Source organism: Sodalis sp. C49 (assembly GCF_046352915.1).
Classification (GTDB): Bacteria; Pseudomonadota; Gammaproteobacteria; order Enterobacterales; family Enterobacteriaceae; genus Acerihabitans.
Genome location: NZ_CP163303.1, coordinates 4,020,800 through 4,042,177, shown reverse-complemented (window position 1 = coordinate 4,042,177; position 21,378 = coordinate 4,020,800). Strand labels below are relative to the sequence as shown.

18 protein-coding genes and 4 tRNA genes are annotated in these 21,378 nt (G+C 59.8%); 6 read left to right on the top strand and 16 right to left on the bottom strand.

What is annotated here, in order from left to right; all coding sequences use genetic code 11:
• Positions 1 to 10: 10 nt before the first annotated feature.
• Entirely contained in the window at positions 11 to 250 is a 240-nt protein-coding gene (locus ABUK12_RS18150) for a hypothetical protein (RefSeq protein ID WP_410013149.1), read from the bottom strand.
• Between the two features lie 352 nt (positions 251 to 602).
• On the opposite strand from ABUK12_RS18150, the gene kdpF reads away from it, so the two are divergent.
• From kdpF to ABUK12_RS18120, 6 genes are read left to right on the top strand one after another with little or no spacing between them, the layout of a single operon-like run.
• The gene (gene kdpF / locus ABUK12_RS18145; protein WP_410016701.1) at positions 603 to 686 is read left to right on the top strand and encodes a K(+)-transporting ATPase subunit F; all 84 of its coding nucleotides are present in this window, start codon (positions 603 to 605) and stop codon (positions 684 to 686) included.
• Positions 686 to 2,371, top strand: a complete 1,686-nt coding sequence (gene kdpA / locus ABUK12_RS18140; RefSeq protein ID WP_410013148.1) for a potassium-transporting ATPase subunit KdpA — start codon at positions 686 to 688, stop codon at positions 2,369 to 2,371. The genes kdpF and kdpA overlap by 1 nt, the downstream gene beginning before the upstream one ends.
• An 18-nt stretch (positions 2,372 to 2,389) precedes the next feature.
• The gene (gene kdpB, locus ABUK12_RS18135) at positions 2,390 to 4,438 is read left to right on the top strand and encodes a potassium-transporting ATPase subunit KdpB (protein WP_410013147.1); all 2,049 of its coding nucleotides are present in this window, start codon (positions 2,390 to 2,392) and stop codon (positions 4,436 to 4,438) included.
• A gap of 11 nt (positions 4,439 to 4,449) precedes the next feature.
• Positions 4,450 to 5,025: a potassium-transporting ATPase subunit KdpC gene (gene kdpC / locus ABUK12_RS18130; RefSeq protein ID WP_410013146.1), complete on the top strand. Its 576-nt coding sequence runs from the start codon at positions 4,450 to 4,452 to the stop codon at positions 5,023 to 5,025.
• Between the two features lie 8 nt (positions 5,026 to 5,033).
• The gene (gene kdpD, locus ABUK12_RS18125; RefSeq protein ID WP_410013145.1) at positions 5,034 to 7,724 is read left to right on the top strand and encodes a two-component system sensor histidine kinase KdpD; all 2,691 of its coding nucleotides are present in this window, start codon (positions 5,034 to 5,036) and stop codon (positions 7,722 to 7,724) included.
• Between the two features lie 28 nt (positions 7,725 to 7,752).
• The gene (locus ABUK12_RS18120; protein WP_410013144.1) at positions 7,753 to 8,676 is read left to right on the top strand and encodes a nucleoside hydrolase; all 924 of its coding nucleotides are present in this window, start codon (positions 7,753 to 7,755) and stop codon (positions 8,674 to 8,676) included.
• Between the two features lie 16 nt (positions 8,677 to 8,692).
• Here ABUK12_RS18120 and ABUK12_RS18115 read toward each other — a convergent pair whose 3' ends face one another.
• From ABUK12_RS18115 to wecA, 15 genes are all read right to left on the bottom strand, one after another.
• Positions 8,693 to 9,526, bottom strand: a complete 834-nt coding sequence (locus ABUK12_RS18115; RefSeq protein ID WP_410013143.1) for a YdcF family protein — start codon at positions 9,524 to 9,526, stop codon at positions 8,693 to 8,695.
• Between the two features lie 136 nt (positions 9,527 to 9,662).
• Positions 9,663 to 9,739 (bottom strand) — tRNA-Pro (locus ABUK12_RS18110).
• Positions 9,740 to 9,774: 35 nt separating this feature from the next.
• Positions 9,775 to 9,861 (bottom strand) — tRNA-Leu (locus ABUK12_RS18105).
• Between the two features lie 14 nt (positions 9,862 to 9,875).
• A tRNA-His gene (locus ABUK12_RS18100) sits at positions 9,876 to 9,951 on the bottom strand.
• 63 nt (positions 9,952 to 10,014) lie between these two features.
• Positions 10,015 to 10,091, bottom strand: a tRNA-Arg gene (locus ABUK12_RS18095).
• Positions 10,092 to 10,274: 183 nt separating this feature from the next.
• Entirely contained in the window at positions 10,275 to 11,015 is a 741-nt protein-coding gene (wecG, locus tag ABUK12_RS18090; protein WP_410013142.1) for a lipopolysaccharide N-acetylmannosaminouronosyltransferase, read from the bottom strand.
• A 27-nt stretch (positions 11,016 to 11,042) separates the two neighbouring features.
• Positions 11,043 to 12,389 (bottom strand): ECA oligosaccharide polymerase, encoded by a 1,347-nt coding sequence (gene wzyE / locus ABUK12_RS18085; RefSeq protein WP_410013141.1) that lies wholly within the window; start codon positions 12,387 to 12,389, stop codon positions 11,043 to 11,045.
• Complete coding sequence (locus tag ABUK12_RS18080; protein ID WP_410013140.1) at positions 12,386 to 13,468, bottom strand: TDP-N-acetylfucosamine:lipid II N-acetylfucosaminyltransferase; 1,083 nt, start codon at positions 13,466 to 13,468, stop codon at positions 12,386 to 12,388. The genes wzyE and ABUK12_RS18080 overlap by 4 nt, the downstream gene beginning before the upstream one ends.
• Positions 13,465 to 14,715, bottom strand: a complete 1,251-nt coding sequence (wzxE, locus tag ABUK12_RS18075; RefSeq protein ID WP_410013139.1) for a lipid III flippase WzxE — start codon at positions 14,713 to 14,715, stop codon at positions 13,465 to 13,467. The genes ABUK12_RS18080 and wzxE overlap by 4 nt, the downstream gene beginning before the upstream one ends.
• Position 14,716: 1 nt before the next feature.
• A complete protein-coding gene (rffA, locus tag ABUK12_RS18070) occupies positions 14,717 to 15,847 on the bottom strand; it encodes a dTDP-4-amino-4,6-dideoxygalactose transaminase (RefSeq protein ID WP_410013138.1) in 1,131 nt (376 codons plus the stop codon).
• 4 nt (positions 15,848 to 15,851) lie between these two features.
• The gene (gene rffC / locus ABUK12_RS18065) at positions 15,852 to 16,616 is read right to left on the bottom strand and encodes a dTDP-4-amino-4,6-dideoxy-D-galactose acyltransferase (RefSeq protein WP_410013137.1); all 765 of its coding nucleotides are present in this window, start codon (positions 16,614 to 16,616) and stop codon (positions 15,852 to 15,854) included.
• A 42-nt stretch (positions 16,617 to 16,658) separates the two neighbouring features.
• On the bottom strand, positions 16,659 to 17,921 hold the full coding sequence (wecC, locus tag ABUK12_RS18060) for a UDP-N-acetyl-D-mannosamine dehydrogenase (protein WP_410013136.1): 1,263 nt from the start codon (positions 17,919 to 17,921) through the stop codon (positions 16,659 to 16,661).
• On the bottom strand, positions 17,918 to 19,048 hold the full coding sequence (wecB, locus tag ABUK12_RS18055) for a non-hydrolyzing UDP-N-acetylglucosamine 2-epimerase (protein ID WP_410013135.1): 1,131 nt from the start codon (positions 19,046 to 19,048) through the stop codon (positions 17,918 to 17,920). The genes wecC and wecB overlap by 4 nt, the downstream gene beginning before the upstream one ends.
• 106 nt (positions 19,049 to 19,154) lie before the next feature.
• A complete protein-coding gene (wzzE, locus tag ABUK12_RS18050) occupies positions 19,155 to 20,201 on the bottom strand; it encodes an ECA polysaccharide chain length modulation protein (RefSeq protein ID WP_410013134.1) in 1,047 nt (348 codons plus the stop codon).
• A complete protein-coding gene (gene wecA, locus ABUK12_RS18045; RefSeq protein WP_410013133.1) occupies positions 20,198 to 21,310 on the bottom strand; it encodes a UDP-N-acetylglucosamine--undecaprenyl-phosphate N-acetylglucosaminephosphotransferase in 1,113 nt (370 codons plus the stop codon). Before wecA ends, wzzE begins: the two co-directional genes overlap by 4 nt.
• Positions 21,311 to 21,378 lie beyond the last annotated feature (68 nt).

Here is a 21,378-nt window from a genome sequence, read left to right as displayed (position 1 = left end):
CCATGCCGGCTCAACGCACTGGCCGGCAGCCACCCGGGCTGACCGGCGGCGGGTTCATTTTTGCCAGGATGTCCGGATGGGCGACTAAATAGTTTTCCACGATATGTTCAATCTCCGCCTGTTGTTGCGGCGAAAAATCGCCGCTCGCCGGCCTCTGCGCCGGCGCGGGCACCGGCGACACCGCCCATAGCAGACCGGATGCCAGCAGGCAGGCTAAAAACAACAGTATATTAACGACGATATATTTCATTTTCTTGTCGACCTCTTACCGCTGCCGGACATATTCTCAATACGTTATAGACGCGCCGTCGAATATCGTTAACCAGGCAAATATCTATTGAGCTGGTTATTCGTCTTGCCTTACGCGTTCCTGATAAAGCCAATATAACCAAGCAACTATAAAACCTTTATAAAAATAAAGGGCCGGGCTATAAATTTTTTATATACATTTCTGGAATTAAACCATCTACAAAACCTGCCGCGGCATTTGCGCTATTTTTATAAAATTTTTACACCCGGCAGGAGTAATTTTACATTAACTTTTCAGACAAAAATTTACACTCGCAGCACCTGAGAATTTCCTCTGGAGGTGCACTGTGGGTATGGCTTTGATAACCGGTATCGTGCTGGTGTTTTTACTGTTGGGCTATTTGGTTTATGCCCTGATTAACGCGGAGGAATTCTGATGGCTTCCAGCGCGTTTTTGTTGATTTTCAGCTATATGGCCGTGCTGCTGATCCTGGCGCGCCCTTTGGGGCTAGGGCTGAGCAGATTCATTAACGATCGGCCCGCGCCCGGTTTCGCCGGCATTGAGCGCCGGTTATGGCGATTGTGCGGCGTGTATAAACAGGACATGAACTGGCGCGGCTACCTGTTGGCCATTTTATTGTTCAATGTGCTCGGCATTATCCTATTGCTGGCGATGTTAATGCTCCAGGATCGCCTGCCGTTAAACCCGCAGCATTTGCCGGCCCTCTCCTGGCATCTGGCGCTGAATACCGCCATCAGCTTCGTCACTAATACCAACTGGCAGTCCTACGCCGGCGAAAGCACCATGAGCTATTTTAGCCAGATGGTGGGTTTAACCGTGCAGAACTTCCTGTCGGCGGCCACCGGCATCGCCGTGGCGTTTGCGCTGATCAGGGGGTTTGCCAACCGGTCGGTGGCCACGCTCGGCAACGCCTGGCGCGATATGGCGCGCATCACGCTTTATATCCTGCTGCCGCTGGCGCTGCTGATCGCCCTGATCAGCATCAGCCAGGGCACCCTGCAAAATTTCAGTGATTATCTCAGCCTGACGACGCTTGAGGGCGCCAAGCAAACGTTGCCGATGGGGCCGGTAGCGTCGCAGGAAGCGATAAAAATGCTCGGCACCAACGGCGGCGGCTTCTTTAACGTTAACTCCGCCCATCCGTTTGAAAACCCGAATTACATCACTAATTTTATCCAGATGATTGCCATCTTCCTCATTCCGGCGGCGCTGTGCTTTGCCTTCGGCAATGTCGTGCGCGACCATCGCCAGGGCCATGCCTTGCTCTGGGCCATGTCGCTGATGTTTATCGCCGCGGTAGCGGTGGTGATGTGGGCGGAGCTGAACGGCAACCAGCACTTCCTGCAATTCGGGGCGGACAGCGCCATCAACATGGAAGGCAAGGAAAGCCGTTTCGGCATCCTTAATTCCAGCCTGTTCGCGGTGATCACCACATCGGCCTCCTGCGGGGCGGTTAACGCCATGCACGATTCCTTTACCGCGCTCGGCGGCATGATGCCGATGTGGCTGATGCAAATCGGCGAGGTGATATTCGGCGGCGTCGGCTCGGGCCTGTACGGCATGCTGCTGTTTGTGCTGCTGGCGGTGTTTATCGCCGGGTTGATGATCGGCCGTACTCCGGAATACCTGGGTAAAAAGATCGAAGTGTGGGAAATGAAAATGACCGCCATCGCCATCCTTATTACCCCCGCCCTGTCGCTGCTGGGCACCGCGCTGGCCATGATGACCGAAGCCGGGCGCGCCGGCATGTTCAATCCCGGCGCGCACGGCTTTAGCGAGGTGCTCTACGCCGTGTCCTCCGCCGCGAATAACAACGGCAGCGCCTTCGCCGGCCTGAGCGCCAACACCCCGTTCTGGAACCTGCTGCTGGCGGTCGCCATGCTGCTGGGCCGTTTCGCGGTGATTGTGCCGGTGATGGCGATTGCCGGCTCGCTGGCGATCAAGAAGGTGCAGCCGGTCGGCAGCGGCACGTTGCCCACCCACGGCCCGCTGTTTATTTCCCTGGTCATCGGCTCGGTGCTGTTGGTCGGCGCGCTTAACTTTATCCCCGCGCTGGCGCTTGGCCCGGTGGCGGAACATTTGCAACTGCTTGGTCATTAATCGCGGGAGTTTGAAGCCATGAGTCGTAATCAAAAAGCGCTGTTTGACGGAGCGCTGATGCGCGTCGCTCTTGCGGATGCGTTTAAAAAGCTGGATCCGCGCGTGCAGTTTCGCAATCCGGTGATGTTTGTCGTGTACCTGGGCAGTATCCTGACGCTGCTGCTGGCGGCAGGCATGGCGGCGGGACTGACCGCAGGGAATGTCGGTTTTACCGCCCATGTTTCGCTCTGGCTGTGGTTTACCGTGTTGTTCGCCAATTTTGCCGAGGCGCTGGCGGAAGGGCGCAGCAAGGCCCAGGCGGAAAGCCTGAAAGGCGTGAAAAAAACCAGCTGGGCGAAAAAGCTCGCCGAGCCGCGTTACGGCGCCGCCACCAGCAAAGTGGCCGCCGACGCGTTGCGCAAGGGTGATGTGGTGTTGGCCGAGGCTGGGGATATTATCCCCTGCGACGGCGAAGTGATTGAAGGGGGCGCGTCCGTGGATGAAAGCGCCATTACCGGTGAATCCGCGCCGGTGATCCGCGAGTCCGGCGGCGACTTCGCCTCGGTGACCGGCGGGACGCGCATTCTGTCCGACTGGCTGGTGATAACATGCAGCGCCAATCCCGGCGAAACTTTCCTGGATCGCATGATTGCCATGGTAGAGGGGGCCAAGCGGCGTAAAACCCCCAATGAAATCGCCCTGACCATCCTGCTGGTGGCGCTGACCATTGTGTTCCTGCTGGCGACGGCGACGCTGTATCCGTTCTCGGCCTGGGGCGGCGCGCCGGTGAGCATCACGGTGCTGGTGGCCCTGCTGGTCTGCCTGATCCCCACCACCATCGGCGGCCTGCTGTCGGCCATCGGCGTGGCCGGGATGAGCCGGATGCTGGCGGCCAACGTTATCGCCACCAGTGGGCGCGCGGTGGAGGCGGCCGGCGATATCGATGTCCTGCTGCTGGATAAAACCGGCACCATTACGCTTGGCAACCGTCAGGCCACCCGCTTTATGCCCGCCCCCGGCGTCAGCGAAGAAGCGCTGGCGGACGCGGCCCAGCTGGCGTCGCTTGCCGATGAAACGCCGGAAGGCCGCAGTATCGTGGTGCTCGCCAAGCAGAAATTTAATCTGCGCGAACGCAATTTACAGAGCCTGGACGCCACCTTTATCCCGTTCTCGGCCCAGACGCGCATGAGCGGCGTCAATATCCAGCAGCGCATGATCCGTAAAGGGGCGGTGGATTCCATTCGCCGCCATATCGAAAGCAACGGCGGCCGTTTTCCCGCCGGGGTCAGCAGCCTGGTGGAAGAGGTGGCGCGCAGCGGCGGCACGCCGCTGGTGGTGGCGGAAGATGCGCGCGTTCTGGGTGTTGTGGCCCTGAAGGACATTGTTAAGGGCGGCATAAAAGAACGTTTTGCCGAACTGCGCAAGATGGGCATCAAGACCGTGATGGTGACCGGCGATAATCCGCTGACCGCCGCCGCCATCGCGGCCGAGGCCGGGGTGGACGATTTTCTCTCCGAAGCGACGCCCGAGGCCAAGCTGGCCTTGATTCGCCAATATCAGGCCGAGGGACGGCTGGTGGCCATGACCGGCGACGGCACCAACGATGCGCCGGCGCTGGCGCAGGCGGATGTGGCGGTGGCGATGAATTCCGGTACCCAGGCGGCAAAAGAGGCGGGCAATATGGTCGACCTGGACTCCAACCCCACCAAGCTGCTGGAAGTGGTGCATATCGGCAAGCAAATGCTGATGACGCGCGGGTCGCTGACCACGTTCAGTATCGCCAACGACGTCGCCAAATATTTTGCCATCATCCCGGCCGCCTTTGCGGTGACCTATCCGCAATTAAATATGCTGAACGTAATGCATCTGCACTCGCCCGGCTCCGCCATTTTGTCGGCGGTGATATTTAACGCCCTGGTGATCGTCTTCCTGATCCCGCTGGCGCTGAATGGGGTAAGTTACCGTCCCATGGGCGCCGCCGCCCTGCTGCGCCGCAACCTGTGGATCTACGGCATGGGCGGGCTGCTGATACCCTTTGCCGGCATCAAGCTGATTGATTTGATTTTGACCGTTTTAGGTCTGGGCTAAGAGGAACCATCATGAGCCAATTACGACCCGCCTTGATTTTACTGGTGCTACTGACACTTATCACCGGCGTTGTTTATCCTTTATTGACCACCCAGTTGGCGCAGTGGTGGTTTCCCGCGCAGGCCAATGGCTCATTGCTGGAGGCCGGCGGCGAAACGCGGGGTTCCGCGCTTATCGGGCAGAATTTTACCCGGCCCGAGTATTTCCAGGGCCGTCCGTCGGCCACCGGCGATACGCCCAATAACCCCCTGGCCTCGTCGGGCAGCAATCTGGCCGCGAGCAATCCGGCGCTGGACGAAGCGGTAAAACAACGCGTGGCGGCGCTGCGCGCGGCCAACCCGCAGGCCGGCGGCCCCATCCCGGTGGATCTGGTGACGGCATCGGGCAGCGGCCTGGATCCGCATATTTCGCCGCAGGCAGCCCTTTGGCAGGTGCCTCGGGTCGCGGCAGCGCGTAGACTGGCCCAGGAACAGGTGCGCCAATTGGTTGAACACCAGACGTCGCGGCCGTTGCTCGGTTTTCTCGGCGAACCGACGGTAAACGTACTGGAACTTAACGTAGCGCTGGATAAACTTCCCCAGTCTTAAGGACCGCCATGAGCGACGATGAACCCCAGCGTCCCGACCCGGACGCGTTATTGCTGCAGGCGGCCAATAAGCAACGCGGCAAACTGAAAATCTATTTCGGCGCCTGCGCCGGCGTGGGAAAAACCTGGTCGATGCTTACGGAAGCCCGTCGCCTGCGGGCGCAGGGGCTCGATGTGCTGGTGGGGGTGGTGGAAACGCACGGCCGCGCTGAAACCGAGGCCTTGCTGGACGGGCTGACCGTGCTGCCCCGGCGCCCCACCGGCCGGCACCGGCATCAGGAGTTTGATCTGGACGCCGCGCTGGCCCGGCGTCCGGCGGTGATCCTGATGGACGAGCTGGCGCATACCAACGCGCGCGGCTCGCGCCATCCCAAGCGCTGGCAGGATGTCGACGAGCTGCTGGATGCCGGCATCGACGTGCTGACCACCATCAATGTCCAGCATCTGGAAAGCCTGAACGACGTGGTGAGCGGCGTCACCGGCATCCGGGTACGGGAAACCGTGCCGGACCCGTTTTTCGATTCGGCGGATGAAGTGGTGCTGGTGGATCTGCCCCCCGACGATCTGCGCCAGCGATTAAAAGAGGGCAAGGTGTATATCGGCGATCGCGCCGAACGGGCCATAGAAAATTTTTTCCGCAAAGGCAACCTGTTCGCCCTGCGCGAACTGGCCTTGCGCCGCACCGCCGATCGGGTGGACGACCAGATGCGGGTCTGGCGCGACGCCAGCGGCGGCGAGGACAAGGTGTGGCATACGCGCGACGCCATCTTGCTGTGCATCGGCAATAACACCGGCAGCGAAAAGCTGGTGCGCACGGCGGCCAGGCTGGCGGCCAAGCTCGGCAGCGTCTGGCATGCCGTCTACGTGGAAACCCCCTCGCTGCACCGCCTGGCCGAGTCGCGCCGGCGCGGTATCCTGCGCACCCTGCAGCTGGCCCAGGAATTGGGCGCGGAAACGGCCACCCTATCCGATCCCAGCGAGGTCAACGCGGTGCTGCGCTACGCCCGCGAGCACAACCTGGGAAAAATCATCACCGGCCGCCGCCCGGCCAAACCCTGGCGCAGGGACAGCTTTGCCGACCGGCTGGGCCGCCTTGGGCCCGACCTGGACCTGATCATCGTGGCGCTGGATGAACCGCCGGCCGATCCTCCCGGCAGGCTGGCGGACAGCCGATCTTTTACCGATAAATGGCGGGTGCAGCTACGCGGCTGCCTGGCGGCGGCGGCGCTCTGCGCCCTGATTACCGTCGGCGGCCACTGGCTGCTGCCCGGCGTGGATCCCACCAATATGGTGATGATCTATCTGCTCGGCGTGGTGATCGTGGCCCTGCGCTACGGCCGCTGGCCGTCGGTAGTGGCGACCGTGCTGAACATCGTTATTTTCGACATGGTGTTTATCGCGCCTACCGGCACCATGGCGGTATCGGATGTGCAATACCTGTTCACTTTCGGCGTGATGCTGACCGTCGGCATCATTATCGGCAACCTGACGTCGGGGGTACGTTACCAGGCGCGCGTGGCGCGTTATCGGGAACAGCGCGTGCGCCATCTTTATGAAATTTCCAAGGCGCTGAGCGGCGCGCGCGGCATGGACGAGATTGCCCAAACCTGCCAGCGCGTCATCGACAGTACGCTACAGGCGCGCAGCGAGCTGCTGCTGGCGCAGGAAAATGGCGAGCTGAAGGCCATTGGCGCCGCCGGCAACCTGACGACCCTGCCAGACGCCGCCATTTCCCGCTGGAGTTTTGATAAAGGGCAGCCGGCCGGCGCCGGCACCGATACCCTGCCAGGCGTGCCCTATCAGATACTGCCGCTGAAAACCACCGGCAAAACACTCGGGCTGCTGGTGATTGAACCCGCCAACCTGCGCCATCTGCTGATCCCCGAACAGCAGCGTATGCTGGAAACTTTTACGGTACTTATCGCCGGCGCGCTGGAACGCATGGCGCTGACCCGCAGCGAAGAACACGCGCGCCTGGCCGCCGAGCGCGAGGAGCTGCGCAATGCCCTGTTGTCGGCCCTATCCCACGATCTGCGCACCCCGCTGACGGTGCTGTTCGGCCAGTCGGAAATTTTGACCCTTGACCTGGCGGCGGAAGGATCGAAATACGCGCCGCAGGCCAGCCAGATCCGGCAACAAACCCTGAGCACCATCCGGCTGGTCAACAATATGCTGGATATGGCGCGCATCCAGTCTGGCGGACTTAACCTGCGCGCCGAATGGGTGGCGCTGGAGGAGGTGATCGGCAGCACGCTGAAAATCATGAAACCGCTGCTGGCCCAGCGTCAGGTCAGGCTGGAGTTGCCCGACCATCTGGTATTGATCAAAGCCGACGGCGCGCTCTTGGAGCGGGTGTTCACCAACCTGTTGGAGAATGCGTTAAAGTATGCCGGCGACAACGCGCAACTGGGCATCCGGGCCTATGAACAACGTCATCGGCTGGAAATCGAGGTGTGGGACAACGGGCCGGGCATCCCGGTGGGGCAGGAACAAAAGATTTTTGAAAAATTCGCCCGCGGCAATAAGGAATCGGCCGTGCCCGGCGTTGGACTGGGGCTGGCCATCTGCAAGGCGATTATAGAAATGCATGAAGGGCAGATTCGCGCCGGCAACCGGCCGGAAGGCGGCGCCTGTTTTTACATCTCCCTGCCGGTAGCCCAGGCCCCTTCGCTACCCGAAGATGCGGAAGAGACACAGTAAAACACCTTTTCATAGGACGGAGTCGTTTATGCGTAAAATTATTATCGATACCGATATTGGCGTGGATGACGCTTTTGCGCTTGCCTACGCCGCCCGCCATATGGAAATCCTGGGTGTCTGCGCAGTATTTGGCAATGTTACCCGGGATCAGGCGGTTAAAAATGCCCGGCTATTCTGCGCCAAAATGGCGATCCGCGCCGACATTTATCGCGGCTGTTCGCGTCCGCTGGCTCTTGACCCCACGCCTGTTAGCGGCAAGATACACGGCAAAGACGGATTGGGTGACGCGTTTGACAATCCCTATGACGCCTCGGCGCAAGATGGCATCCGCTTTATTATCGACAGCGTAAAGGCCAATCCCGGCGAAATTACCCTGGTGGCCATCGGGCCGCTGACCAATATCGCCACCGCCATCAACCTGGCGCCGGAGATTGTTCCCCTGGTGAGGGAAGTGGTTATCATGGGCGGCGCCTTCGGCACCCACGGCCATGCCGGCAACGTGACGCCCCACTGCGAATTTAATATCTGGAAAGATCCCCACGCTGCGGATCAGGTTCTCTCCTCCGCCCTGCCGGTGGTTATGCTGCCGCTGGACGTTACCCATGAAGTATTAATTACCGGAGAGGAAATTCGCGCAACCGGGCAGCCGGTATTGACCGCCATTTCCCGCGGCTACCTGGACTACAGCTTGCAAAGCGAGGGGTTCGAGGGCATGGCGCTGCATGATACCCTGACCCTATCCTATTTGATCAATCCCGACTGGTTCAGGGTGTCGACCTCGCCGGTAAGGGTAGTGACCGAAGGCCTGTCGCGCGGCCAGACCTTGCGCCGTACCACCGCGCTCGCCACGCGCTTTGATCCTTTTGCCGGCTGCGGATTGCAAAAAATCTGCCTGGGCGTGGAGGCCGCGCCGCTAAAAGCGCATTTCCTGCAATCCTTGACCTTAATATAGCGGCAATTGTCGTGGCTTATCCATTGAGCGTTGGAATCTCAATACGATCGCGCCATTCACCCGGGATCCCCTGGTTATGCATCAGATATTCCCAGGCGTCTTCAATCTCGTTCGGAATATCCACATGGCAGATATAATCTTTCCCTTTCGGGCCATAGCCTTGTTTATCATCCCGCAGGCGGGGAATTTCGCCCAGTAACAAGGATATAAACCGGTTTACCGGCCAGAGGCCATCGCTATCATGGGTAAAGCCGGTCCCGTTTATGTCACTCACCAGTTGCGGGACACAGGTCGGCCAGTTAATAAAATGCGGACTTTGGGCAGAATCAACCCAGCAGCGGCGAAAGGTGGCGTCGGTCCGGCGCTGCAGCAAGGGATCCTGAATAAGAATAATATCTTGCGGCGTACATCCCCGTTCTTCCAGCAGGGCGCGCGTAAAGCCGGCATTTTCGCCGGAATTGCGCGACGCGGTTTCCATAACGACCTGTTTTCCAGGTAATTCCCAGAATCGGCAGGCAATCTCATGCAATATGGCGGCTTCAGGCCGGGCGGCGGTTTCAATGGCCTGATAACGGGGATGTTGGGCCACCGCCGCGATGAGAAACGAGGTGGAATGGCCGATGCCGCCGGAGATAACCAGGGGAATATGGCGGGCCCGCGCCAGTGCGCACGCGCCGTCAATGGTGGCTAATACTGCATTTCCCGCCAGGATGATGGCATCGGCGCTTAAATGGTCCTGCCGGGCGGAAAAATCGTCAACCGCCAGCCAGGACGCTATCAAGTTGAGCTTGGAGACGATATCGGCTGGAAGCGGCGGCAGCTCAGAGGCGGCAAAAATGGCGGCGTGCATAATTTTAGTTCCCCTTTTGCTTTCATTTTACCAGCGGGTATATGACAGACAACAAAAAACGGCAGGTCATGATGACCTGCCGCTCTTCTTTTTTCTGGCCCTGCCCGCTACCGCTTGGGCAACACCATCGGGAATGTGGTCGGCGAGAGAGGATTCGAACCTCCGACCCACTGGTCCCAAACCAGTTGCGCTACCAAGCTGCGCTACTCGCCGTACTGCAACATCTTAAAAAGGGTACTTAAAGGTTGTGGTGCGAAGAGAGGGACTTGAACCCTCACGTCCGTTAAGACACTAACACCTGAAGCTAGCGCGTCTACCAATTCCGCCACCTTCGCATGGCCACTAATGTTGGGGTGACTGATGGGGCTCGAACCCACGACAACTGGAATCACAATCCAGGGCTCTACCAACTGAGCTACAATCACCATTACTGATACTGCTTACCGCAACGTGAAGATACTGCTGACACGGCACTTGCGCACTAAATATGGTGCGCCCGACAGGATTCGAACCTGAGACCTCTGCCTCCGGAGGGCAGCGCTCTATCCAGCTGAGCTACGGGCGCTTAGCGCCGTTGCGGGTGGGGATAGTACGGAATCGCGGCCTGACTGTCTAGTGCTTTTTACTACTTTTGCCGGGTTTAATGACCCTTTGCTCATTTCCTGCCCGCTTAGGTCGTTTTCCCCGCCGTCAAAACGCCATGAGCCCTTCTTTTCGGGTACTTACCCCCCGGCGGGGGTCCGCGCGCCTACAAACGTCCGCTGATATAATAGCCGATAAAGCGTAACAGTTTCAGTTGGCGCCGGAGACGGCTGGGCTGGCTGAACAGGCGGTATAGCCACTCCAGGCCCATGCGTTGCCAGAGGAGGGGCGCGCGCTTTACATGGCCGGTAAAAACATCGTAGGTGCCGCCCACGCCCATATAGAGCGCGTCGGGATAGCTGGCGCGGCAATCGCGCATCAACTTTTCCTGCCTGGGAGAGCCCATCGCCACGGTAACGATAGCGGCGCCGCTGGCCCGGACCCGGGCGAACAGCGATTCCTGCCCGGCCGGGGCAAAAAAGCCGTCCTGCATCCCGACGATGTTAACGTTCCATTTCGCGCGCAGGCGCTCGGCCGTCTGCCCGAGCACATCCGGCCGGCCGCCGATAAGAAAAACCGCCGTGCCCTCCTTGCCCGCCCGCGCCATAATACCCTCCCACAGATCGGCGCCCGCGATGCGCGCCACCTCGGCGGCGGGATATTTGCGGCGAATCGACCGCACGATGCTGATGCCGTCGGCGTACTTGTATTGCGCCTCCGCCAGCAGTTGGGCAAGCGCGGCATCCCGCTCCGAGGTCAGCACCTTTTCCGCGTTGACTGCCACCAGGGTGCCGGTCTTGACCCGTCCGCCGGCAAACAGGTAATCGACGCACTGCCGCTGATCGCGAAAACCCCAGATAACCAAACCGCGAATACGGTACAGGGCGATTCCGTCCTGAATTTCCATTTATTATCCTTACAAAGGCTGACGCGCTTACGATGATGCCTCTGTCGCCCCACGCGCGCGCCTGGGACGGATCAGCCCCGCGCGGTTAAGCAGCCAAAAGAGTAATTTTGCCAGCAGCAGGCACATGCCGAATACCAGGGCGAAAAACACCACGCGCGACGTAAAGGCATCCAATCCCTCGCGGGCCAGTACTATCATATTAAACACGGCGCCAAAACAAAATGCCTGCAGCACCGCCGAACGATAACGGTCCGACGCCGCCTTGCCCCGTTCATACAGGGTATCGAATCCTTTCAGGATAAGCCCCACCAGGATGGCGCCTAAGGGAATAAACACCACGCCGCCCATGACCAGCAGCGAACCGATAAGCGTGGGCGAAATCGCCAGGCCGGAATGATTGTCCAAAACCTCCCAGGTAAAATAATTGGCGGTATTGAGCACCAGGCTGGGGCGGTCCGGCCATAACCAGCCAGGGATAAAGACATAAAAGTCGCGAATCACAGGCGCCAGGCCCTGGAAGGCTATCTTAGGGTAGTTTTGCAGTAACAGCGCCAGATTTTCCCAGGGGGAGAAGGTGTCGCGCGTCAGATACAAAAACGTATAAAACCCCTCGTCGCCGCTGACGTTCAGGCCGTAGCGCTTTAACGCCAGCCAGAACATGGCGGCCACGGCCACCAGACCGGACGCGCCCAGCATCCACAGGCTTATCCAGTTGCGCTGGATGCCGATAAACAAAAACAAGGCGAAGGCGATAATGATATTGGCCCGGGTCCCGCCGACCACGATATAGGTGAAAATACCGAAGGCCACGGTGCTGCATAAAAATAATAGCCAATTGCGCCGGGTGGGGTTAAGGAAATAAATAATTAACATTGCCGGGATAAAAAAATAGAAAAAGCGCTTCAGCGCCACCCCGGTAACATCGCGGGAAAATATCTGGCTGTAGGACTGCAGGCGGAATAATAAAAACCCGTTATGCATAAAGAATATCGCCACCGTGCCGACGGCGGTCAGCGCCAGCAGGATCCAGGTCAAATGCGTTTCCACCCGGTTCAGGGACAATACCGGCCCGGCGGCGGACCGGGAAGAAGAAAACCAGCGGGTTTTATAACTGACATAATAAATCCCGTAAAAAGCGGTGGCGGCCAGCAGCGCTTCCAGCAGGTTTTCCACCGGCGCCACCTGGACATTAAAGCGAAACGCGAGAATGCAGGTCAGCGGAAAACCCAGATAGAAGGTCAATAAATAAAGCAGTGAAAAAAAGACGTTGAAATTAAAGCGTATCCGGCGAAATTCCCGATAGGTCAGGGTCAGCACCAGCAGCACCGAGAGCACATAGACCACCAGCAATCCGCCGAACTGGCCAAGGGTCATGAGCTTGTCCCCGCGGCGGCGGCCAGCGCCCGGCGCCATCCCTGCAGATAATTGGGATAAAAAAAGGCGATACGGCTTTTATCCACGCCGGCCAGTTGCCGTTGCGCCGCGCGCACCACCGATCGGTCGAGCCTGTCGCCGTGAAAAAGCACCGGCACCTGTTCCGCGGCCAAATCCTGCCAAAACGGGTTGCGCCGACTCAGGACAAACGGCACGCCGAACTGGATCAGCAGGCAGAGCGTGCCGATGCCCTGCTGGCGGTTAAACAGGAAATACCCCACATCGCACTGGCGCAACAGCGTCAGGTAAGCGTCAAACGCCACCGGGCGCGTCAGCAGCTCCAGCCGGTCCGCCGGAAACAGTTTCTCCCCTTGCGCCCGCACCCGGGCGATATAGGCCTCGTTATTGGCCGGATACCCCAGCGGCACAATCACCCGCACGTCGGCGCCGAACTGGCGGTGAATCGCTTCCAGCGCCTCCAGGTGGCGATTGGCGGCATCGCCGGAGTTTCCCACCAGCACAGTGAGGGTTTTACCCACCGGCGGCGGCCGGTCAAAACCCAGCGCCGGGTCCATGCGGGTGGGAAAATACAGCGGCGCCGCCGGCACCTGGGGATAGCGCGGGTGATAGACCGACAAATCGCCGACAGTGGCGAACACATGGCCGACCCGCCCCTGGGCGCGGCGGCGCAACAAATAAAACAAACGGTGTTTTACGCTCTGGGATTCTTCATAGAGATCGGCGCCCCAGATATGCCAGCTGACCCGGGCGGCGGGCAAGGTCCCCAGCAGCAGGGCCAGCCAGAGCCGCGGGTTGAACTGCCCGTGCAGGAAGAAACGCCTCGCCGGTTCGGCGGCGGCTAAACGCACCACCGCCCGCGCCAGCGCCCGTTTATCCGCGTAGGTAGCGATAATAAGCCGCGTAAAGGGCGCGAACGGTGCGCTGTCGGCGGCGGCCACCATAAAATGATGGGGTTGTCCCTCGGGGAGATCGCCCGCCAGCCGATCGTTGAAAAAACGCAGCACCGTCAGGTTATGATGCGGGATATCCGCGCCAAGCACATGGGTTAATGGGATCATTTTTCCCTGCAATAAAGAAGAAATACGCCGCTACAAAGTAAAAAATACACTATATAGGTTGCCATATAAGCCTGCGTCGCGCCAAGCGCGCCATGCAGGGGAATCAGCCAGTGCGAAAAACCGGTCAACAACGCGAACTGGCTGATTTCCGTCAGCAGGTAAAAACGCAGCGAGGCCCGGGCTATGACCAGATAACCGAATACGTAAGCGCCCACTTTCAATACGTCGCCTACCAGCTGCCAGGCGAACAGGTCGCGCATCGCCTCGAACTCGGCGGAAAACAGCAGGCGGATAGCCACATCCCTTAACAGCCACAAGACCAGGCTAACCACCGCCACCGCGGGCATCACAAACAGCAGCGACCGCCCGATTTCCCGGGCGACGGCGCGCTTATCGCTTAAACGCGACAGGGTCGGCAGCAGGTAAACGGTAAACGAGGCGGTAATAAACTGCAGATAAGCGTCGGAGATACTGCTGACCCCCTGCCAGATACCCACCTCTTCCCAGCTATAGCGCTGGGCCAGGAGATTACGCATCAGAATATAGGCCAGCGGCAGGGTGAACGATGTCATCAGCGCCATCAGGGTAAATTTGCCCAATTGGCCGGCAAGCTGCCTATCCCATGACGGACACAAATCGCCCGGGCTAATCCACCGCCGCCGGGCCACCACCAGGGCCGCGGGCAGTAGCGTCACGGCCGGCACCAGCGCCAGTCCGGCCAGCGCCCCGGGGTAACCGCCCAGCCTATAGCAGAGGAAAAAAGCGCCCGCGCCCAGCACGCTGCCGCAGCTGACGGCCAGGGCGTTGCCGGCGGCGTCGCGAAAACCTTTCAGAATAGCCAGCATCAGGTTGGCATAGGCGATACCCAACTGGATAAAGGCCACCGCACGCACCACGCCGGCATAGTCGCCATGGCCGAACAGCCCGCGGCTGATGGATTCGGCGGCCGTTAAAAAAATCACCGCCAGCAGCGTGGAAAACCCCAGCACCATGGCCGACCCGGTGCCCAGCACGGCGCGCAATTGTTGCGGCTGGTGCTGGTACTGCGCCACATATTTGGTGATGCCGTTAAAAATACCCGCGCCGGACAGCACGCCGAGCACGGTCACCAGTTGCCGGAAGTTGCCCGCCTGGCCGACGCCGGACGGCCCGAAAGACACCGCCAGCAGTTTGACCACCAGCAGGCCGACGCCAATCTTGACAAGCGTCGAACCGGCAGTCCATAACGAGGCGCGGGCCAGCGACATATCAGGCGAAATACCGGTTAATCGCGCCGATGACCTGGGATTGATGCTCGTCGGTTAAGTTGTAGAACAACGGCAGCCGCACCAGGCGCTGGCTCTCCAGGGTGGTATAACGATCCTCGCCGCTGAAACGGCCGAATCGCAGCCCGGCCGGGCTGTCGTGCAGCGGAATATAATGGAATACCGTCAGGATATCCGCCGTTTTCATATGCGCGATAAACGCCGAGCGATCGGCGATATCCCGCAGCTTAATATAAAACATATGGGCGTTTTGCCGGCAGCCTTCCGGCACCGTCGGCAGTTCGATACGCCCCCGTTCCGCCAGCGGGAGCAGCGCGTCGCGATAGCGGTTCCACAGTTCCAGGCGGCGGCGGTTAATGATATCGGCGGCATCCAGTTGCCCCCAGAGATAGGCGGCCTGCAAATCGGCCATCAGGTAGCTGGAGCCGATATCGCGCCAGGTGTATTTATCCGCCTGGCCGCGAAAGAACTGGCTGCGATTGGTGCCTTTTTCACGCACGATCTCGGCCCGGTCAACCAGGGTGGCGTCGTTGATGAGCGTGGCGCCGCCCTCGCCGCCGGCGGTGTAGTTTTTGGTTTCATGGAAACTGAAACAGCCGATATGTCCCAGGGTACCGAGCGGTTTCCCGCGATAAGCGGACATCACGCCCTGGGCGGCATCCTCGATGACCGCCAGGCGGTATTTCGCCGCCAGCGCCATGATGGCGTCCATTTCGCAGGCGATGCCGGCATAATGCACCGGCACGATAGCGCGGGTTTTCGCGGTGATGGCCGCCTCGATAAGCGTTTCATCCATGTTCATGGTGTCGGGTCGGATATCGACGAACACAATGGTCGCGCCGCGCAGGACAAACGCGTTGGCGGTGGAGACAAAGGTATAGCTGGGCATGATCACTTCATCGCCCGGCCGGATATTCAACAATATGGCCGCCATCTCAAGCGACGCGGTGCAGGAAGGCGTCAGGAGTGCCTTGGGGCTGCCAAAACGCTGCTCCAGCCACCGCTGGCAACGCTTGGTAAAATCGCCGTCGCCACACAGCTTGCCGCTGCCCATCGCCGTGCGGATAAAGTCGATTTCAGTGCCCACCACCGGTGGGGAATTAAACGGGATCATGTTGTCACCTGTATAACCAGTAGGCGGTGCTGTCAACGTTGGCACCGCATGCGATGTAGAGTCGTAGCGCGGCGATATTGCCGGCCTGGGTGGCGACACGCAGGCGCGATATCCCCTGCAGGCGGCACCATGCCAGCGCGCCGGCGCATAGGATGCGGCCGATGCCCCGGCCGGTAAGCGCCGGGTCCACCGCCAGCAGGCCGATACGCGCCTCATCCGTGCCGAGTCGCCGGAGCGTCACCATGCCTTCGACGGCCCCGGGCCGGCCCTTGACCAGGCAGAGATCGTCAAAAGCGCCCAGGATGGCATTTTGTGCCCAAACGGCATAGAAACGACGGCAGTCCGCGCCGCGGTACCAGGGTTCGCGAAACCGGCTTAGCCTGAACGCCGCCGACGCCAGCAGGCCGACGGCCGCCATGTCGTCGCGGCCGGCCATGCGCAGCGCGCCGCTGCGCCCGCTTTGGGCGCGGTTTCGCGCCGCGCCGGTGGTCGCGCCGTTAATGACATCCTGGGCATCACCACCGCCGTCCCGCTTCGGCACCCGCAGGCAGCAATCAATTTCGCCTTCCACCAGCCGGAAGCCCAGCACAGCCAGCGCATCCGCCAGCGCCAGGCTGTCGGCCGCCACCTTGGCCTGTACCACCTGGAACGCATCCAGGGCGGAAAGGGTCAGCGGCGCGGCGGCGGGATCAAAATTGAGTTTGCCGCTGGTTAAGGTGAAAAAATCACTTTCCCACTCCAGCGGTTCGATAGTGGCATGCACGGACATAGGGTCCACCCGATGGCTAGCGGCCGAAGCCGGGGTTGCAGCTTAGCGCCAGACACCTTTGGTATCGATAATCCAGCGTTGCGTAATATCGGCCGGGGGGCGCGCCCTGAATTGACGGTGATCCACCAGCATTACCAGTATATCCGCGCTATCCAGCGCGCTGTCCAGCCCCGCCAGGGTGGCGAGACCCGCGAGCGACGCGGGCAGTTGCGTCACGTTCGGCTCCACCGCCAGGGTCTTGCCCACATGCCATTGGGCTATCAGCCGGGTAATGGCGACCGCGGGGCTTTCGCGCAGATCGTCGATATCCGGCTTAAACGCCAGGCCGAAGCAGGCGATGGTCAGCTCATGGGCGCGTTTGCCGCTGTGCGCCAGGCAATCAGCCACCGCCGCCTTGACCCGGTCCACCACCCAGAGCGGCTTGCCGTCGTTGACCAGGCGGGCGGTACGGATAAGGCGGGCCTGGCCTGGATTCTGCGCGACGATAAACCAGGGGTCGACCGCGATGCAATGCCCGCCGACGCCGGGACCCGGCTGCAGGATATTAACCCGCGGATGGCGGTTGGCCAGGCGGATCAGTTCCCAGACATTAATATCCTGATCGGCGCAAATCAGCGACAGCTCATTGGCGAAGGCGATATTGACATCCCGAAAGCTGTTTTCGGTCAGCTTGCACATCTCGGCGGTACGGGAGTTAGTGACCACACACTCACCTTGCAGGAAAATCCGGTAGAGCTCGCTGGCGCGCGCCGAACAGCGCGCGGTCATGCCGCCGATCACCCGATCGTTTTTGATCAGCTCGGCCATGATTTTGCCGGGCAGCACGCGCTCGGGGCAATAGGCGATATTGATATCCGCCTCCTCGCCCGCCGTCTGCGGAAAACGCAGGTCGGGGCGCGCCTCGGCCAGCCATCGCGCCATCTGCTCGGTGGTGCCCACCGGCGAGGTGGACTCCAGGATAACCAGATCCCCGGCTTTAAGGACCGGAGCCAGCGAAAGCGCCGCCGCGCGCACATAGTTAAGGTCGGGTTCATGCCCGTCCATAAACGGTGTCGGCACCGCAATCAGAAACGCGTCGGCCGCCACCGGCCGGGTTACCGCCGTAAGATGTCCCTCTTCGACGGCGCGTTGCACCACGTCGGCCAGGTCCGGCTCGACAATGTGAATTTCGCCGCGGTTAATGGTCTCCACCGCACGCTGGTTCACGTCCACACCCACCACTTTTTTGCCGCGCGAAGCAAAGGCGGCGGCGGTGGGCAGGCCGATATAACCCAGGCCGATAACGGAGATCTGGTCAAAACTCATACTGTCACCTGATTATTCTTTAACGCGTCGATAATTCGCTGGCAGGCCTGCCCATCCCCATAGGGATTATGCGCCCGGCTCATGGCCAGATATTCATCGGCGTCGGTCAATAAACGGGAGACCGCCGCCTGGATGGTTTTGGGATCGGTACCCACCAATCTCACGGTACCCGCCGCCACCGCTTCCGGGCGCTCGGTGGCGTCGCGCATCACCAGCACCGGTTTACCGAGGGACGGAGCCTCCTCCTGGATGCCGCCGGAATCCGTCAGGATCATATAGGCCCGGTCCATCAGGTAAACAAACGGCAGGTAGTCCTGCGGATCGATAAGTTTAATATTGGGGATACCGCTTAAAATGCGGTTAACCGGCTCGCCGACATTGGGATTGAGATGGACCGGGTAGACCACCTGCACCTCGGGATGATGGCGGGCAATATGCGCCAGCGCGCTGCAAATGCGCTCGAAGCCGTCGCCGAAGCTTTCGCGCCGGTGGCCGGTGACCAGGATCATCTTTTTCTGCGGGTCGAGAAAATCGTAGCGCGTCTCAAGCCCGGCGCGCAACCCGGCGTCATTTAAAATGCTATCGCGAACCCAAAACAGCGCATCGATAACCGTATTGCCGGTAACGAATATCCGTTCCCCCGCCAGTCCTTCGCGCAGCAGGTTTTGCCGCGCGTTCTCGGTGGGCGAAAAGTGATACATCGCCAGATGGCCGGTTAATTTACGGTTGGCTTCCTCCGGCCAGGGCGAATACAGATTGCCGGTGCGCAATCCGGCCTCCACGTGGCCGACCGGGATTTGCTGGTAAAATGCCGCCAGGCTGGCGGCCAGTGTCGTGGTGGTGTCGCCGTGTACCAGCACCACATCCGGACGAAATGACGCCAGCACCGGTTTCATGCCGGTGAGGATACGACTGGTGATTTCCGTCAGGCCCTGATCCGGACGCATGATATCTAAATCATAATCAGGTACGATTTCAAACAAACGTAACACCTGATCGAGCATTTCCCGGTGTTGGGCCGTGACGCAAATCCTGGATTCAAAGGCCGGGTCCTTGGCCAGGGCCAGGATAAGCGGCGCCATTTTTATGGCTTCCGGCCTTGTGCCGAAGACTGTCAACACTTTCACAGCAAATTCCTTTCCGTCTCAAATAAGCCGTACGCGTGGCTTCTCTATTCTGCCGCGTAGTGGCGGCGCACCCATTCGGATTAATGGCAGTCCCGAGGCTTTGCTCTTAGCGGCGGCGGCCCAGCGCAACGCCGGCCCCGACCAGGCCACCCATAGCGCCCCAGAGAATGAGCAGGAAAACCCGGCGCGGTTTATCGCGTTTAACCGGTTCCTCGGGCGTCCTTAAATAACGGTAAGTCTGGAATGTATTCTGCAGCGTCGGGCCGACATTAAGCGTGGCCAGCATGGCCCGATTCTGATCGTATTCCACATCAAAACCGGGACCGGCCGCCTGCAGGGCTTCCAGCCGCGCCTGCAGCACTTGTTCTCCCAACAGGAACAACCCCGACTGCGGCAATTGCTCCTCGGGGACCGTGATCTGACTATGACTGATGCCCTGCCGCTTGGCAATATCCAGGGCATGGCGCAGCGCGCTCAGGTCGCGATCATAAATGGCATTGGCCACCGCCTCCTGGCGCTTGACCTGCGCCTTGAGTGAGATGGTGCGCGCCGTCCAGGCGCCGATGATATCTTCATTCAGATGACCGGCGGCGCGCTGGCTGGCAAACGCCACATAACGACGCAGCAGCAGATTGGCGTCCGCCGCCGTTTCGGCGGTGAGGGTCACCTGATCAGGCAATTTTTTGGCATCATCCCTCGGCGAAAACTGGATATTGCCGATCATTTCATCCAGCAAGACCGCATCGGCATGGGCGTCGCCCTGTTTGCGCGAGGTATAGTAATCGGCTGCCAGCCAGAAATCGCGGCGGGTGTCATAGGAGGACAGCTGGCGGATAAATTCCTGGTACGCCTCGTCGCCGATGCCCGGCATATCCGAGGTGGGCAAGGCGGTATTTTTCACATCCAGGTTACGCAGGAACTGCTGCTGGGAAAAATAGCTGCCGAGCATGTTCACCGTCGGTTTATCGGTGACCGCCGCCGCGGTCCATTCCTGCTTTACCAGATAAGAATAGACCAGGGCAAGAACCGCAAACACCAGGGCGGTGCCGATAATCCAGCGCTTGCCGCGCCACAGGGCGCAAAAAAGCCCCCGGATATCCAGCTCGTTATCCAGCGCCGCATCGCGGGCCGTCGGTTGGGTTTCTGATCTCATTTTTGTCCCGCATTACGGTTAGTGGGTCTCTGTTTGGCGCCGAACCGCCGCTTGGTGCGTTTAACGAAGCGCGCCACCCGCCAGGCGCATTTCAGCAAATAGCCGTAGAGTAAAAAAACCAGGATGAACAACATAAACATCAGCCAATCGGGCCAGATGAACCACTGTTCGCCCGCCACACCGAACGCGGCCAGGATGGCGGCGGTAACGGTAATAATAACAAAGGCTTGCCGTGAACTGAAGCCGGCGCGCATGATAAGGTGGTGGATATGCTGCCGATCGGGAGAAAAGGGGCTCATGCCTTTACGCATGCGGCGGTACATGATGGCAATCATATCCATCAGGGGGATGGCGATAATCCACAGGCCGGTGACCGGGTTCATGGGATGCCCGGTGCCCTGGGTGCTTTGCAGGATAATCCAGATAATGCTGAAGCCGATCATGGTGCTGCCGGCGTCGCCCATAAACACTTTATAGTGGCGGCCGAACAGGCCGAGATTCAGCAGGATATACGGCAAAATGGCGGCAATCAGGGCAAAACACCACAAGCCGAGGCTGGGATTGTTGTCCTTGAACATCAGGATGCCCATGGCGCCGAGCGAGACGCAGGATAACCCGCCGAGCAGCCCGTCGATGCCGTCCACCATGTTAAACGCGTTGATTGCCGCCCACACGGCGAACAGCGTGACCGGATAACCAAAATAAGGTCCGAGCACCATTTCCCAGGGGCCGAACACAAATCCCAGGCTATTAATATATAAGCCGCCGAAGTACATCATGGTGACGGCGACCAGCGCCTGGATGGTGGCGCGGGACTTGACGCTGATATCAAAACGATCGTCGAGCGCCCCGGTCAGCACCAGGATGCCGGAGCACAGCAGATACAGGCCAATATGCGGCACGAAGTGATCGGTATAAATGAACGTGAAACAGATGCCGGCATAAATGGAGATACCGCCCACCAACGGGATTTGCCCATGGTGTCGTTTGCGGTAATTGGGTTTATCAACCAGGCCGATCTTTTGCGCAACCTTGCGGGAGAAAAACAAAAAAACCATTGAAAACAAAAAAATAGCGAAAAAATCAGTACTCATATTGAGTAGGTTCACAATAGAAAGCTCTCTGCATCCATCAGGCTGTTAGAAGCGCCACCGATGTAGACGCCCCCCACTCTCTG